This window comes from Marinomonas epiphytica (assembly GCF_054780655.1).
Genome location: NZ_BAAGVX010000015.1, coordinates 58,053 through 72,955, shown reverse-complemented (window position 1 = coordinate 72,955; position 14,903 = coordinate 58,053). Strand labels below are relative to the sequence as shown.

13 protein-coding genes are annotated in these 14,903 nt (G+C 45.7%); 7 read left to right on the top strand and 6 right to left on the bottom strand.

The annotated features are described in order from the left end of the window. Positions 1-275 precede the first annotated feature (275 nt). From hisF to hisB, 3 genes are read right to left on the bottom strand one after another with little or no spacing between them, the layout of a single operon-like run. Positions 276-1,049 carry an imidazole glycerol phosphate synthase subunit HisF gene (gene hisF / locus ACYVGZ_RS04555; protein WP_460751860.1) on the bottom strand — a complete coding sequence of 258 codons (774 nt, stop codon included), beginning with the start codon at positions 1,047-1,049 and terminating at the stop codon, positions 276-278. A gap of 34 nt (positions 1,050-1,083) precedes the next feature. After that, on the bottom strand, positions 1,084-1,746 hold the full coding sequence (hisH, locus tag ACYVGZ_RS04550) for an imidazole glycerol phosphate synthase subunit HisH (protein WP_460751857.1): 663 nt from the start codon (positions 1,744-1,746) through the stop codon (positions 1,084-1,086). Positions 1,747-1,758: 12 nt separating this feature from the next. Further along, on the bottom strand, positions 1,759-2,352 hold the full coding sequence (hisB, locus tag ACYVGZ_RS04545) for an imidazoleglycerol-phosphate dehydratase HisB (RefSeq protein WP_460751854.1): 594 nt from the start codon (positions 2,350-2,352) through the stop codon (positions 1,759-1,761). Between the two features lie 236 nt (positions 2,353-2,588). Here hisB and ACYVGZ_RS04540 point away from each other — a divergent pair, with 236 nt between their 5' ends. From ACYVGZ_RS04540 to ACYVGZ_RS04525, 4 genes are all read left to right on the top strand, one after another. Further along, positions 2,589-4,913, top strand: coding sequence for an AsmA family protein (locus ACYVGZ_RS04540; protein ID WP_460751850.1), 2,325 nt, complete (start codon positions 2,589-2,591; stop codon positions 4,911-4,913). Continuing rightward, the gene (gene mutY / locus ACYVGZ_RS04535) at positions 4,913-5,986 is read left to right on the top strand and encodes an A/G-specific adenine glycosylase (RefSeq protein ID WP_460751846.1); all 1,074 of its coding nucleotides are present in this window, start codon (positions 4,913-4,915) and stop codon (positions 5,984-5,986) included. The genes ACYVGZ_RS04540 and mutY overlap by 1 nt, the downstream gene beginning before the upstream one ends. 32 nt (positions 5,987-6,018) lie before the next feature. Next, a complete protein-coding gene (locus tag ACYVGZ_RS04530; RefSeq protein WP_460751843.1) occupies positions 6,019-6,303 on the top strand; it encodes an oxidative damage protection protein in 285 nt (94 codons plus the stop codon). A gap of 825 nt (positions 6,304-7,128) precedes the next feature. Continuing rightward, positions 7,129-7,602, top strand: a complete 474-nt coding sequence (locus tag ACYVGZ_RS04525; protein ID WP_460751840.1) for an REP-associated tyrosine transposase — start codon at positions 7,129-7,131, stop codon at positions 7,600-7,602. Positions 7,603-8,443: 841 nt separating this feature from the next. On the opposite strand, the gene ACYVGZ_RS04520 is transcribed toward ACYVGZ_RS04525, so the two are convergent. Next, positions 8,444-9,034, bottom strand: a complete 591-nt coding sequence (locus tag ACYVGZ_RS04520) for an FMN-dependent NADH-azoreductase (protein WP_460751837.1) — start codon at positions 9,032-9,034, stop codon at positions 8,444-8,446. A 140-nt stretch (positions 9,035-9,174) separates the two neighbouring features. Between ACYVGZ_RS04520 and ACYVGZ_RS04515 the strand changes: the two genes are divergently transcribed. Together ACYVGZ_RS04515 and ACYVGZ_RS04510 are read left to right on the top strand one after the other, a co-directional pair. Next, positions 9,175-10,074: a LysR family transcriptional regulator gene (locus ACYVGZ_RS04515; RefSeq protein WP_460751834.1), complete on the top strand. Its 900-nt coding sequence runs from the start codon at positions 9,175-9,177 to the stop codon at positions 10,072-10,074. Positions 10,075-10,409: 335 nt separating this feature from the next. Continuing rightward, positions 10,410-10,559, top strand: coding sequence for a hypothetical protein (locus ACYVGZ_RS04510; RefSeq protein ID WP_460751831.1), 150 nt, complete (start codon positions 10,410-10,412; stop codon positions 10,557-10,559). A gap of 595 nt (positions 10,560-11,154) precedes the next feature. On the opposite strand, the gene ACYVGZ_RS04505 is transcribed toward ACYVGZ_RS04510, so the two are convergent. Then, positions 11,155-13,314 carry a Tex family protein gene (locus ACYVGZ_RS04505; protein WP_460751828.1) on the bottom strand — a complete coding sequence of 720 codons (2,160 nt, stop codon included), beginning with the start codon at positions 13,312-13,314 and terminating at the stop codon, positions 11,155-11,157. A gap of 337 nt (positions 13,315-13,651) precedes the next feature. Between ACYVGZ_RS04505 and ACYVGZ_RS04500 the strand changes: the two genes are divergently transcribed. Further along, positions 13,652-14,059, top strand: a complete 408-nt coding sequence (locus ACYVGZ_RS04500) for an H-NS histone family protein (protein WP_460751826.1) — start codon at positions 13,652-13,654, stop codon at positions 14,057-14,059. Between the two features lie 83 nt (positions 14,060-14,142). Here the strand turns inward: ACYVGZ_RS04500 and trmB are convergent, their stop codons facing one another. Continuing rightward, positions 14,143-14,868 (bottom strand): tRNA (guanosine(46)-N7)-methyltransferase TrmB, encoded by a 726-nt coding sequence (gene trmB, locus ACYVGZ_RS04495; RefSeq protein ID WP_460751823.1) that lies wholly within the window; start codon positions 14,866-14,868, stop codon positions 14,143-14,145. Between the last annotated feature and the right edge of the window lie 35 nt (positions 14,869-14,903).

Below are 14,903 nucleotides of genomic sequence, written 5' to 3'. Positions count from 1 at the left end.
ATTACGGCCTGCGGCCTAACGGCGCCCTACGATTGGGTGATTTGGTAATTTTGTTGTTTGGTAATGCGGTTTGGTTCAACCATGGGTGCTTCGCATCCAACGGCGCATTACGGCCTGCGGCCTAACGGCGCCCTACGATTGGGTGATTTGGTAATTTTGTTGTTTGGTAATGCGGTTTGGTTCAACCATGGGTGCTTCGCATCCAACGGCGCATTACGGCCTGCGGCCTAACACGCCCTACGATTGGGAGATTTGTTTTTTTGGTGTTGCGCTGGCTACATGCGCATTTCTATGCCGGCTTGTTCCATGCGTTCTTTGGCTTCTTGAATGCTGTATTCACCAAAGTGGAAGATGCTGGCGGCCAATACGGCATCGGCTTTACCTTCAATCACGCCATCCACTAAATGATCTAGGTTACCAACACCACCGGATGCAATCACAGGAACATGTACGGCTTCACTAATGGCACGGGTAACGCCTAGGTCAAAGCCGTTCTTGGTGCCATCTCGGTCCATGCTGGTTAACAATATTTCACCTGCACCGTAGTCCACCATTTTTTTAGCCCATTCCACGGCATCTAGACCAGTTGGTTTACGGCCACCGTGGGTAAAAATTTCCCATTTATCCGCTTCTCCCTCGGCGCTCACTTTCTTGGCATCGATAGCAACCACAATACATTGTGATCCGAAGCGTTGAGCAGCTTCGCGAACAAATTCGGGGTTAAACACTGCAGCCGTGTTAATGCCTACTTTATCAGCACCGGCATTAAGCATGCGGCGTATGTCATCACAGGTGCGAATACCACCGCCCACCGTAAGAGGAATGAACACTTGGCTGGCAATGGCTTCGACCATATGAACCGTGGTCGCTCTATCATCGGAACTGGCGGTAATGTCTAGGAAGGTAATTTCATCTGCACCTTGTTCATTATAGCGTTTCGCCACTTCTACTGGGTCCCCAGCGTCGCGAATGTCTACAAACTGAACGCCTTTCACAACGCGACCATTGTCCACGTCTAGGCAAGGAATAATGCGTTTTGCTAAGCCCATTATTGGCTCCTAATACTAAATTCTGAAGTGTGAGCTAGGGTTTACCGTCCCACTCAATAAAGTTTTTGTACAATTGAAGTCCGTCTTTATGGCTCTTTTCTGGATGGAATTGCACTGCAAACACATTGTCACGTGCTAGAGCTACACAAAACTCATGACCATATTGGCATGTGCCCGCCACTTCATTTTGATGCTCTGGAACGACAAAATAACTGTGTACAAAGTAAAAGCGCGCATTGTCAGGAATACCGGCCCATAATGGGTGATCGATAGCCTGCTTGACCTGATTCCAACCCATGTGCGGAACTTTTAGCTTGCTGCCGTCGGAGTCTGTGTGGTTTTCACCAAAAAACAACGCATTGCCTTGAAAATGGTTCAAACAATCTACGCCATCATTCTCTTCGCTGTGAGACATAAGAGACTGAATGCCAACGCAAATGGCTAAAAATGGCTTTTCTTGCATGGCTTTACGAATACTCGGCACCAAACCAGTATTGTGCATTTCCCCAATGCAATCACGAATTGCACCAACACCCGGTAACAACACGCGGTCAGCAGCATCAATCACCGCAGGATCGCTCGTAACTACTACTTGTGTATTTTCATCGGCGGCATGTTCAAGCGCCTTGGCAACCGAGTGCAAATTCCCCATGCCATAGTCAATCACGGCAACAGTGGATTTTTTTACTTCGCTCATTTTGATTCGCCCTTACAAACAACCTTTAGTAGATGGCATTTGGCCTGCCATACGCTCGTCGACTTCTAACGCCATTCGTAATGCACGTCCAAAGGCTTTAAAAATGGTTTCGGCCTGGTGGTGAGTATTCTTACCACGTAGGTTGTCGAGATGAAGCGTAACTTGAGCGTGGTTAATGAAACCGTGGAAAAATTCAGAGAACAGGTCTACATCAAAGCCACCCACTGAACCGCGAGTAAAAGGAACATGCATTTCAAGGCCAGGGCGACCTGAAAAATCAATCACAACACGAGACAAAGACTCGTCTAGTGGTACATAGGCATGGCCATAACGCTTGATACCTTTTTTATCGCCCACTGCGATAGCAAAGGCTTGACCTAGGGTAATGCCAAGGTCTTCTACTGTGTGGTGAGCATCAATGTGTAGATCACCAACCGCGTGAATGTCGAGATCGATTAAACCATGACGCGCCACCTGATCTAACATATGGTCTAGAAAAGGAACGCCAGTAACACAGTTAAATTTACCGGTTCCATCTAGATTGATAGATACTTTAATTTGGGTCTCAAGTGTGTTGCGTTCGACACTGGCAATGCGATCGGACATTGAATGGTTTCTCCACGTTGGGTCGTAACATTTAGGTGCTACAAAATATGACAATAAGTGCCCATTATAGAACGAGCGAGGCTTAGCTTCTATGCTTTGAAGGGCAGTTTTTCATTGAGCTTGGCTATTGCGTCGATTAACAGGCGACTCAAATGGTATGATAGACACATATTGATGGACGCAAGCACGGAAATTGATACCTATTCCGTGCATTATGAGCTTATTGGAGACAAGTTATGGTTTGGTTAAAACGCATTGCCATCGCGTTAACTGGTCTAGTAGCGCTACTCTTGCTACTCGTGGCCTATATTGTTTTATTTGTGAACCCGAACGATTTTAAAGGAGAACTGCAAACTGTTGCCAAAGACAAAGCAAATATTAATTTGCGTCTTGACGGTGATATTGAATGGTCTTTCTTCCCCTGGCTTGGCCTTGAACTAGAAGGCGTTGGAGTTGCTTTAGGCGACAATAGCGAAATCATGCAATTCGACCGCGCGGAGTTTGGCCTGGCCATTATGCCTTTATTAAAACAAAGTATTGAGGTCGACAAGGTTCGCTTAGTGAATCTAAAAGCTAATTTACTGGTTGATGAACAAGGTAACACAAACTGGCAATTAACTGAGCAGGCTACATCATCTAGCGCGGTTGCGCCCGCTACAAGTCCATCAGGAGCTTCTTCTCAGAACAGTCCTGAGAATACTCTTAATAATGGCGAAAGTGGTAGCGCTCTAAACAGCCTACCTGATATTCATTTGGAAGAGTTGCTCATTGAAAACGCCCAAATCACTTTTCGTGACGAGCAAGCCAAGCAAATCACTCAAGCAACAACGACAATACGTTTGCAAAACGTTCAGTGGGATAAAGCCTGGCCTATGGCTATGGAATTGGTTGTGCAACAGAGTGATCTTGACGGTAAGCCAAGCTTAGCGGCCGATGTGGACTTGCAAGCGAGCCTCACTGTGTTTCCGACAAAAGAAGCCTTGGCTTTGGATGCAATGGTAGTGAAAGCGCAGATTGAGAGCCCTTTATTACCCGTTGAAAGCATAGCCAGTGAGCTTAAACTACAAAAACTGGAAGCAAATTTACCCCAAGAAAACCTCTTTATAGAGGGATTGAACCTATCTACCCTTGGGCTAAATGTCGACGCCACTCTTCAAGCATTTGAAGTCCTGAGTGAACCTAAGTTCAGTGCAAAATTAGCCTTAGGGAAGTTCAACCCTAAATCGCTTATGAACACGCTAAGTATTCACCTACCTGATATGGCAGACCCTAAAGCACTAGAAAGTCTTGTGGCGGATCTCACTGTAGAAGGAGACACTCGTTCTATTACCATGCCATCCCTCTCGGCTAAGCTAGACGACACCACGTTGAAAGCCAGTGCTGTGCTAGCCTTGTCGCCACTTTCGTGGGATGTTCAATTGGCGGGAGATACCATAAACCTTGACCGTTATCTTCCGCCTGTGGAAGATGACGCAGAAATAGAGCCTGCCGTGGCGAGTGCCCCTGCAGGAGAAACAAATACTGCCGCAGAGAGCGGCGCTGGCAATTCTGGTGCCAGCACAGTGCAAGAAGAGCTTATCCCAGTTGAGTTAATCCGACAGTTAAATGGTCATGTTAGCTTGGCATTTAATCAGGTAGTAGCAAAAAACTTAACGATACAAGATATCAAGCTCGACTCTACCCAAGCCAATGGATTGGTACGTGTTGCGCCTTTGAGTGCGAGTTTATACCAAGGAGAGATGAATACAGAGCTCACCTTAGACGCCCGCACCAATACTCCTAAAATAGACATTCTACCTAATGTATCCGGTGTACAGATTCAGCCACTATTAATTGATTTTATGGAAATGGATAAAGTCTCAGGGGCGACCCACCTTACGGGTGATCTGCATACCGAGGGGAACCAGATAGATGCCTTGTTAGAGGCCTTGCATGGTGACTTACTGGTGGAAGTAAAAGACGGAGCTTTAGTTGGCATGAACCTAACGAAGAGCGTTTGCGAGGGCATTGCAGCCGTTCGCAGTGAAAACATAGATGACAGTAAGTTTGGTGAAAATACCCCTTTTGAATCGTTAACCTTCCCTGCACGAATTGTTGCCGGTAATGTTTCTACGCCTGGATTAAAAATTCGCTCTGCCGGTGTATCAGTAACAGGCGATGGTAATGTTTCTTTACCGACTCAATACTTGGATTATCGAGTTAACGTTGGCGTGTCTGGTAGTGAGCTAGACTACGCTTGTCGTGTTAATGAAGCGGCCGCCAAGCTTACCTTCCCAGTGCAATGTAAAGGGCACTTCACGGATGACCCAGCGAGATTGTGTCGTCCAGACATTCCGGCATTTGGCAAACTCTTCGCCGACATTGCGAAAGAGGAATTAAAAGCCGAGCTAGAAAAGAAAGCCGAGGCTGAGAAAGCGCGCTTAGAAGAGAAAAAAGCAAGAGAGCTAGCTCGTATTGAAGAGCAAAAAGCCGCTCTTAAAGCAGAGCTGGAAGCTAAAAAAGACAAAGAGCTTGACGAGTTAAAAGACAAACTTAAAAGTAAACTGAAAGACCTATTTTAATGATCAATGAGCAACAAACGTCATGGACGCCAGTAGAACACTTTGCCGAACGGATACTGGCGTGGTTTGATGAACATGGCCGCAAAAACTTGCCTTGGCAGCAAGATAAAACGCCTTATCGAGTTTGGATCTCGGAGATCATGCTGCAACAAACTCAAGTGGCTACTGTGATCCCCTATTATCATAAATTCATGGCCTCTTTTCCGACTGTGCATGACGTGGCGGCCGCCCCAGTCGATGAAGTGTTAACTCACTGGAGTGGGTTGGGCTACTACGCTCGTGCTCGCAACCTTCATAAAGCAGCCCAAAAATTGGTAAATGATTGGGACGGCGAGTTTCCCCAAAGTCAGGAAGGCGTTTGTGAATTACCTGGCATTGGTCGCTCGACTGCAGCGGCTATTTTGTCTATTTCTCGTGGCGAGCAAACCGCGATATTAGATGGCAATGTAAAACGCGTACTGGCTCGTTTTCACGCCGTTGACACTTGGCCGGGGGAGAAAAAAACGGAAAACGCCATGTGGCAACTTGCCGAGACATACATGCCCAGCGAGCGTTGTGGGGATTATACTCAAGCTATGATGGACCTTGGGGCTACACTCTGTACGCGCTCTAAGCCCCAATGCTTATTGTGCCCAGTTCAAATTGATTGCAAAGCCTTACAAGCACCCGACCCAACAGCTTTTCCGGTTCGAAAACCGAAAAAGGCGGAAAAACCTGTAAAAAGCCTACAAATGCTCGTGCTTACCAATGAACATAATGACATTTTATTGGAAAAACGCCCCTCTATAGGGATTTGGGGAGGGCTATACAGCTTGCCTGAAGTACCCGTAGAGGAAGACGTGGCGTTACATGTGGAGCAAAGGTTTGTAGCCAAAGTACAAGATGTACAAGCTCTCGAAGGCTTTAGACACACTTTTAGCCACTATCATTTAGACATTGTTCCAAGCCAAGTTTTCATGGAAAAACCGCAAGTGGTTAACGAAAATAATAAATACCAGTGGGTTAGTTTGGGGCTAGCGCTTGAACTCGGTATACCGGCCCCCATAAGAACAATATTAGAATCACTTAATTAAGCTACGCAACTGATAATAAAAGGTATCTCGCTATGTCGAACACCGTTTTTTGTAAAAAATACCAAAAAGAACTCGAAGCACTTACACGCGCTCCACTGCCAGGCGCAAAAGGCCAAGACATACTGCAAAACGTGTCTAAACAAGCGTGGGAAGAATGGCAACTCCTGCAAACCATGATGATCAACGAAAAACAACTCAACCTAATGCAACCTGAGTCCCGTAAATACGTTATGGAGCAAATGGAAAAATTCTTCAACAACGAACCCACCGACAAACTTACCGGCTACGTCGACCCTAACGACATAGTAGAGCTCTAAAATATCAATTCGCCAAATTGTAGGGCGCCGTTAGGCCGCAGGCCGTAATGCGCCGTTGGGTGCGAAGCGCCCATGAATAAACCAAATCACATTGGAGTTATACGAGGGCTGCGCCAAATCGTAGGGCGCCGTTAGGCCGAAGGCCGTAATGCGCCGTTGGGTGCGAAGCGCCCATGATTAAACCAAATCACATTGGAGTTATACGAGGGCTGCGCCAAATCGTAGGGCGCCGTTAGGCCGAAGGCCGTAATGCGCCGTTGGGTGCGCAGCGCCCATGATTGAATCAAACATCATTGTGATCATGGCCGTCAATTGTAATACGCCATTGCATCGGAACACCACATCGTCGAAATCATCAAACCGCCAATCGTAGGGCGCCGTTAGGCCGAAGGCCGTAATGCGCCGTTGGGTGCGTAGCGCCCATGATTAAACCAAATACTATTGAAATCATGCGCCGTTGGGTGCAATGCATCCATGATTGAATCGACATTGCTTCTTAAAAGGGGAATTCATTGTTCAAATGGAAGGAAATGAAAAGAGCGACAGAGCCTCCATCCTAGAGGCTTGGGCTTTCCGTCGCCCTCTGTCTGATTTAAATTTAGCGCTTCACCTATAACCTGTCTGTAATAAAGGGTAAAAATTCACCCCCCAATATTTTTTCGATAATTTCATTCTTTAACAGACAAAATCTTAAAATTAATTCCTCCACACATTCTCTGCTTTCTCGCGATTTACTCTTGATTACAAACCTAACAAAAAGCCTGAATATAATTTAAAAGTGGCAATTCATTAATAAAATATTTTTGGTGGCAAGGATGCAGAGCTATGCCAAATTATATAAGAAGCTATAAAAATGGCGGTGTGTACTTTTTCACAGTCGCACTTACTGATCGTAAATCCAACTTATTGACTGCTCAGATTGATCTGCTGCGAGATAGCGTCAAGAAAGTTAAGCAAAAGCACCCTTTTCACATTATTGCTTGGGTGGTCCTGCCTGACCACATTCATGCTATTTGGCAACTGCCAGAGAGTGATTGGAATTTTTCAATTCGGTGGCAGTTGATAAAGACGCACTTCACCAAGCGGGTCCATTCGAAGCACAAGCTGCGCGGAAAAATCTGGCAGAACCGGTTTTGGGAACATGAAATCAAAACAGACTTGGACTTGATCAATCACATTCATTATGTGTATTACAACCCCGTAAAACATGGCCATGTTCAACAAGTAAAAGAGTGGCCGTACTCAAGCTTTCATCGCGATGTAAAACAAGGTTTATTTGACGAAAATTGGAACCTATAAACAAACCAAATCGGCGTTATTCGTTGGGATTACACAATCACAATATAGCGTTGGATGGGAACATGAAATCACCAAACCATCAAAATCGCCAAACAGCCAATCGTAGGGCGCCGTTAGGCCGAAGGCCGTAATGCGCCGCTGGGTGAGCAGCGCCCATATGACCAACATTGGACGTATCGGTTGTGGCTATCCATTAACTTGCGCCTGTCTCGTGCCTCGACGCGTCAGCGTAAATGCATAACCGCAACCTATTATATTTTACCGTATCCTTAATCGTAGGGCGCCGTTAGGCCGAAGGCCGTAATGCGCCGCTGGGTGAGCAGCGCCCATATGACCAACATTGGACGTATCGGTTGTGGCTATCCATTAACTTGCGCCTGTCTCGTGCCTCGACGCGTCAGCGTAAATGCATAACCGCAACCTATTATATTTTACCGTATCCTTAATCGTAGGGCGCCGTTAGGCCGAAGGCCGTAATGCGCCGTTGGGTGCGCAGCGCCCGTGATTGAATCAAACATCATTGTGATCATGCGCCGTTGGGTGCAATGCATCCATGATTAAATCGACATTGGTTGGCTGTTTAAAAGAGGGAAATACATGGATCAAATGGAAGGTGGGGAAAGAACGACAGAGCCTCCATCCTGGAGGCTTGGGCTTTCCGTTGCCCTCTGTCTGATTTAAATTTAGCGCTTCACCTATAACCTGTCTGTAATAAAGGGTAAAAAATTACCAAATAAATTCGGCTGTTTATTTCATAATGTCACAGAAAAAGGTCTTATATTCATTTATTAAAAAGGCGATTGATCAATTAGATTATAACAAACCATTACATACTGAATAATTACCAAGCGCTAATTTGATGTGTGGCCTCATTAAAGGCTTCTACGCCTGGCTCTCCCATTGCTTGGCCCCCTGCAGTGGCGGTGTGTTTCACTTGAATCCCCAAGAAATTCAAAAATGTTTTGATGTAGGGTAGCTGGTGGTCCACCGGTGTACCCTGTAAAAAGCTACCACTTGCGGTGAACACATAGGCATCTTTATTTAACAACCCAACAGGCCCTGTGTCGGTGTATTTAAAAGTACGACCAGCACGTGCGATGTAATCGAAGTAAGCTTTGAGAGTCGATGGAATACTGAAGTTATAAATTGGTGCTGAAATTACCAATAAATCTGCCCCTTCCAGTTCATCAATCAGCTCATCACCGAGTGCAACAATCGCTTTTTGCTCGTCGTTACGCTGCTCTTCAGGTGTAAATAGGGCATTTAGTGTGTCACTGGTGAAATGAGGTAGGGGGTTAGCGTCGACATCCCGTGTAATGATTTTGCCATTTGGATTCTCAGCTTGCCATTTGGTGACAAAAACATCAGCCAATTGACGAGATTTAGACTGCTCACCAGCAGCACTTGAGTCGATACGAAGTAAAGTAGTCATGAGCTATTCCTTAAATAAGTTGAGTTAATGCCAATATAATAGAATCTAAAAAAGCGATATAAAAGCGCAAAAAACTAGCCAAATACATCTAAAAAAACGATACTTTATTGAATAATTACGATTGAGTGAGGCAAAGCTTAGTGAAGGCACCAAGGGTTACATTAGAGCAGTGGCGAGTGTTGCAGGCTGTAGTCGATAACGGTGGTTTTGCCCAAGCCGCCGATGTACTACACAAAAGCCAGTCTTCAGTGAGCTATACCGTAGCAAAGTTACAAGAGCAACTGGGGTACCCTTTACTCACCATAGAGGGACGAAAGGCAAAGCTGACAGAACGTGGAGAAGTACTGCTACAACGCTCGCGCCATTTGATTAAGCAAGCAGTTGATTTAGAAGAGTTGGCAACTACCCTTGGTGAAGGTTGGGAGCCTGAGCTTGAGGTTATTGTCGATCAAATCTTCCCTAAGCCGGCTTTATTGAGAGCCCTTAAAAAGTTCGAACCTCAAAGTCAAGGCACACAAGTTCAAATGAAAGAAATGGTCTTAAGTGGTGGGGTAGAGGCACTGAAAAATGGTAGTCCAGACCTCGTGCTTAGCGCCATTATCCCAAAAGGGTATTTGGCAGACCCCATTGTGAGCGTAGAAATGATAGCGGTTGCTTCTCCTGAGCATGAATTATTTGCCCATGATGGGGTGATAGACAATGAACAGCTGAGTAAAGAGCTACAAATTGTGATCCGTGATTCAGGGAGCGAAACGAAAATGGATGCGGGCTGGTTAGGGGCCGACCGCCGCTGGACTGTGTCGAGCGTTCAATCGGCGTTGGAAATTGTAGAAAACGGTCTCGGCTTCGCCTGGTTACCATTGGCCGAAATCTATAATTCCCTTGCGGCAGGTAAGCTCAAGCAACTCCCGCTGGTGTCTGGCAGCGAGCGTAACTTTTATATCTATGCCATTTTTGGCAAAGGCGAACGCACCGGCCCAGCAGCCAAATTGTTAGTCGAGTTGCTACAGATAGAGTGCCAATGCTGCCCCAAACCGTAGGTCACGGTTCGCGAAGCGAATCTGACGCCGAGGGCGCAGCCCTCGTATAACACCAATGGATTTGGTTCAATTATGGGCGCTTCGCTCCCAACGGCGCATTACGGCCTGCGGCCTAACGGCGCCCTACGATTTGGTGGTGCATTACAATTGACGGGGCATTGTATTTAATCGAAAAATTGCATGTTGGTGGGTAGGTCATGGTTCGCGAAGCGAATCTGACGCCGAGGGCGCAGCCCTCGTATAACACCAATGTGGTTTGGTTCAATTATGGGCGCCTCGCACCCAACGGCGCATTACGGCCTGGGGCCTAACGGCGCCCTACGATTTGGTGGTGCATGATCCTGATGGGATTTGGTTCAATTATGGGCGCTTCGCTCCCAACGGCGCATTACGGCCTGCGGCCTAACGGCGCCCTACGATTTGGTGGTGCATTACGAATTGACGGGGCATTGTTGTTAATCGAAAAATTGCGTGTTGATGCGTAGGTCATGGTTCGCGAAGCGAATCTGACGCCGAGGGCGAAGCCCTCGTATAACGGCCATGTGGTTTGGTTCAACCATGACAGCTTCGCACCCAACGGCGCATTACGGCCTGCGGCCTAACGGCGCCCTACGATTTGGTGGTGCATTACAATTGACGGGGCATTGTATTTAATCGAAAAATTGCATGTTGATGCGTAGGTCATGGTTCGCGAAGCGAATCTGACGCCGAGGGCGAAGCCCTCGTATAGCACCAAGGGATTTGGTGTCGCTCTCGTATTACACCAACGTAATTTGGTTCAAACATGGGCGCTTCGCCCCCAACGGCGCATTACGGCCTGCGGCCTAACGGCGCCCTACGATTTGGTGGTGCATTACAAATTGACGGGGCATTGTATTTAATCGAAAAATTGCGTGTTGATGAGTAGGTCATGGTTCGCGAAGCGAATCTGACGCCGAGGGCGAAGCCCTCGTATAGCACCAAGGGATTTGGTGTCGCCCTCGTATTACACCAACGTAATTTGGTTCAAACATGGGCGCTTCGCACCCAACGGCGCATTACGGCCTGCGGCCTAACGGCGCCCTACATTTGGTGTTAGGGTTATTGCGCTATTGCCTTTAATGATATTCGCTTACGTTTTTCGTCTACCTCAAGCACTTGCACTTTAATGACTTGGCCAACGCGCACTATATCTCGTGGGTCTTTTACGAAGCGGTTTGAGAGTTGTGAAATATGTACCAATCCGTCTTGATGCACGCCGATGTCGACAAAAGCACCAAATGCGGCTACGTTGGTGACCACGCCTTCTAATATCATTTCTTCTTGCAGGTCTGAAATGGACTGCACTGATTGGTCGAAAGCTGCATATTGAAACTCTGGCCTTGGGTCTCGGCCGGGTTTGGCAAGCTCGTCCAAAATATCGTTGAAGGTGTAGTTGCCTATACCCAGTTGGCTTGCACCCTGTTGTTTTAATTGACTAATCACATTTGGATTACCAATAAGGGCTTGAATACTCAGCCCCATTTGCTGTGCCATTTGTTTTACCACAGGGTAAGACTCAGGGTGAACACTAGACTGATCCAGCGTCTCTTTACCGTTCAAAATACGCAAGAAGCCTGCGCATTGCTCAAAGCATTTAGCGCCAACCCCTTTAACTTTTAGTAGCTCTGAACGGGATGTTATCGCTCCTTTTTGGTTTCGGTAATCAACAATGTTTTGTGCTAATCGATCAGTTAATCCTGCGACATAAGACAGTAAAGGCGCTGAAGCCAAATTAATATCTACACCCACGCGATTCACACAATCCTCAACGACGTTCGCAAGAGCGCGGCTTAAATGGTTAGATTTTACGTCGTGTTGGTATTGGCCGACGCCAATTGCTTGAGGATCGATCTTTACCAATTCGGCAAGAGGGTCTTGGAAGCGTCTGGCAATTGAAATAGCGCCTCGAATGGTAACGTCTAAATCAGGGAATTCATCAATTGCCACTTGGGAGGCAGAGTAAACTGAGGCTCCAGCTTCGCTAACCACTACGGCTTGGCAAGATAAGCCGTATTGCCTGATGGTTTCCTTGATTAGAGATTCGGTTTCACGAGAAGCCGTACCGTTCCCTACGGCTAGCCAAGTGATTTTGTATTGCTGGATCCAGCCGGCCAGCTTTTTTGAAGCTTCGTCGTAACGGTTTTGTGGTGGGTGGGGGTATATTACGCCATGCTCTAAAACACGTCCCTGTTCGTCTATCATGGCCAGTTTTACGCCATTACGAAAACCAGGGTCAACTCCCATTACTCTATGGGCACCGGCTGGCGCAGCCATCAATAAATCCACAAGGTTATCTTTAAAAACTTGAATCGCACCTTCTTCGGCTTTGTCTTTTAAAGACGATAAAACGTCACTTTCAATTTTACCGTGCAACTTTTTCTGCCAGGCTAGGTTCAAATATTTACGCTGTACATTAGATATTGGCGACAACGCTGCATTTTCATTAAATAACTTGGTTAGATAAGGCGTAACCAATGGTGATGGAAATAGATCGCTATCTTGGTAGTGAATAGAAATTTTAAGCACACTTTCTTTCTTTCCTCGGAATAAGGCCAATAGTCTATGTGCAGGAACCTTGCTCACTTTTTCTTGATAATCAAAATAATCTTTGAATTTCTCTCCAGCTTCTTTTTTGCCTCTTAATACTCGGCTGGTTATCAAACCTTCTTGTTGTATAAGTTGTCGGCCCTTTTTTAATAAATCGGAATCAATGAGCAGGCGTTCAAAAATTAATTCTTCAACCCCAATTAATACTTCTTTAATTGGAACTGATACTTTTTGATACAAGCACCACTGCTTTATAGCGGTTTCTGTGTCTTGGCATTGACCAGCCCATAGAGCTTGCGCTAGTGGCATCAGACCTTGCTTTCTTGCTACATCTGCTTTAGTGCTCTTGGTTTTTTTGAAGGGTGCGTATAGATCTTCTAACTCAGCTTTAGTTTGCGCATTCTCTATTTTATTGAATAAGTTTTGAGTAACTTGGGGTGAGTTCTTAATTAACTCTATGATGGCTTTTTTTCGATCGTTTAAATCGGTTAGGTATTGCCAGCGTTCGCTAAAAGCACGTAAATCCACATCGCTCATTCCACCACTGCTCTCCTTACGATAGCGAGCAATAAAAGGTACGCTTGCTCCACTTTCTAATAGCTGAATGATGTTGTCCGAATATTGGTTCGCTATCGAAAACTCGTTGCACAATATACGCGAAATAGACGTCATAAATTACTTATTCCTTACACTTTGTTTGAGCATTCGATTAGCAAAAACAAATTTTTTTGATTAGAATTTCTACCAAAGCTAAGTATTTAGATGAAACAACCTTTATATTTTTTTACAGATCGTAAAATAATACAGCTATTAATTAATGTTAATTTAAGCTATATTTTTAGGCCTTTAGTTGTAGAAGATCCCATACTTAAAAAATATGGTGGTTGCATCTAATGCCTGCTCCATAGATAAGCACGCTTTATCTATAAACACTGAGTATACAGGATGGACCTTTTTTTTCAGTGCAAGATAACATTTTTCATTCTTAACAGATCAATAGGACTAATCCATGAGTTTATTAGTTGAACTTGCGTCAAACAAAGCGAAAGCACGTGCCGCTGCAAAAGAATTAAATATCGCCCAGTTGGAAAACCTAATTGCAGGTTTCTCTAATGCTTTAGAAAAAATGAAAGAAGACGAAGCCGCGCAACAAGAAAAGCTGCGCATTAAAGCGGAACGCGCTGAGCAGATTTCTCGCTTAATCGCTGAAAGTGGTTTAACCATGGACGAGATCTCGTCATTAAGTACCGCGCCAAAAGCTAAAGCAGGTGCAGTAAGAGGCCGTACAGTAGCGCCTAAATACCGCTTAGAAGTAGCGGGTGAAGTACATGAATGGACAGGCCGTGGCCGTACACCACGCGTATTTCAAGAATATTTTGATGCAGGTAATAGCCGAGAAAGTGTAGAAATTAAATAAGCAAAATATCTAATTAGCACAAAAAAACGGCTTCCTTGTGAAGCCGTTTTTTTATATAAGATCATTGGCCTTAAAGTGTATTGCTATTTTACTTTATAGATTAAATCCCACACACCATGGCCTAGTTTTTCACCACGCTGTTCAAACTTAGTAAGCGGTCGCCATTCTGGGCGCGGGAAATATTGCCCTAACCCTGCTGCGTTTTCGTAGCCAGCTTCTGCTTCCATGACTTCTAGCATATGTTCAGCGTAAGGTTCCCAGTCGGTTGCCATGTGAAAGTAGCCACCAACTTTTAAAACGCTGGCTACCTGTTGGGCGAACAATGGTTGAACAATGCGGCGTTTGTTGTGCTTCTTTTTGTGCCATGGGTCGGGAAAGAATAGTTGAAAGGCGCTTGCCGCACTTTTCGGTAAGCATTTATCCATCACTTCAATGGCATCATCGCAGTAAACACGAATGTTTTTAATGCCTTTTTCTTGTGCCAACATCATTAGCTTGGCGACCCCAGGTGGGTGCACTTCAATGCCGATGAAGTCTTTTTCAGGGGCTTTTTCTGCCATTTCAACTAGAGAGGCCCCCATACCAAAACCGACCTCTAACACAACGTCAGACTCACGACCAAATACTTGTTCATAGTGAATAGCGCCATCTGCTAATTCTAAGCCATAAACTTGCCAGTTTGCATCATAGGTTTTTTGCTGGCCTTCGGTCATACGGCCACCGCGCACTACAAAGCTTCGGATAGTGCGTTTGTTCACGATTTCTTTCGGCTGCGGGTTGTCTTGCTTATCGTTGGTATCTTCTTGCATGGTCTCTGTCGTATTTGAACTGAAAATGAAGTGCG

Excerpts from the sequence above, each read along its gene's own strand:
- ACYVGZ_RS04530 (WP_460751843.1), top strand. The coding sequence starts at position 6,019 with ATGTCGAACACCGTTTTTTGTAAAAAATACCAAAAAGAACTCGAAGCA.
- mutY (WP_460751846.1), top strand. The coding sequence starts at position 4,913 with ATGATCAATGAGCAACAAACGTCATGGACGCCAGTAGAACACTTTGCC.
- ACYVGZ_RS04540 (WP_460751850.1), top strand. The coding sequence starts at position 2,589 with ATGGTTTGGTTAAAACGCATTGCCATCGCGTTAACTGGTCTAGTAGCG.
- ACYVGZ_RS04505 (WP_460751828.1), bottom strand. The coding sequence starts at position 13,314 with ATGACGTCTATTTCGCGTATATTGTGCAACGAGTTTTCGATAGCGAAC.
- ACYVGZ_RS04500 (WP_460751826.1), top strand. The coding sequence starts at position 13,652 with ATGAGTTTATTAGTTGAACTTGCGTCAAACAAAGCGAAAGCACGTGCC.
- trmB (WP_460751823.1), bottom strand. The coding sequence starts at position 14,868 with ATGCAAGAAGATACCAACGATAAGCAAGACAACCCGCAGCCGAAAGAA.
- hisF (WP_460751860.1), bottom strand. The coding sequence starts at position 1,049 with ATGGGCTTAGCAAAACGCATTATTCCTTGCCTAGACGTGGACAATGGT.
- hisB (WP_460751854.1), bottom strand. The coding sequence starts at position 2,352 with ATGTCCGATCGCATTGCCAGTGTCGAACGCAACACACTTGAGACCCAA.
- ACYVGZ_RS04520 (WP_460751837.1), bottom strand. The coding sequence starts at position 9,034 with ATGACTACTTTACTTCGTATCGACTCAAGTGCTGCTGGTGAGCAGTCT.
- ACYVGZ_RS04510 (WP_460751831.1), top strand. The coding sequence starts at position 10,410 with ATGATCCTGATGGGATTTGGTTCAATTATGGGCGCTTCGCTCCCAACG.
- hisH (WP_460751857.1), bottom strand. The coding sequence starts at position 1,746 with ATGAGCGAAGTAAAAAAATCCACTGTTGCCGTGATTGACTATGGCATG.
- ACYVGZ_RS04525 (WP_460751840.1), top strand. The coding sequence starts at position 7,129 with ATGCCAAATTATATAAGAAGCTATAAAAATGGCGGTGTGTACTTTTTC.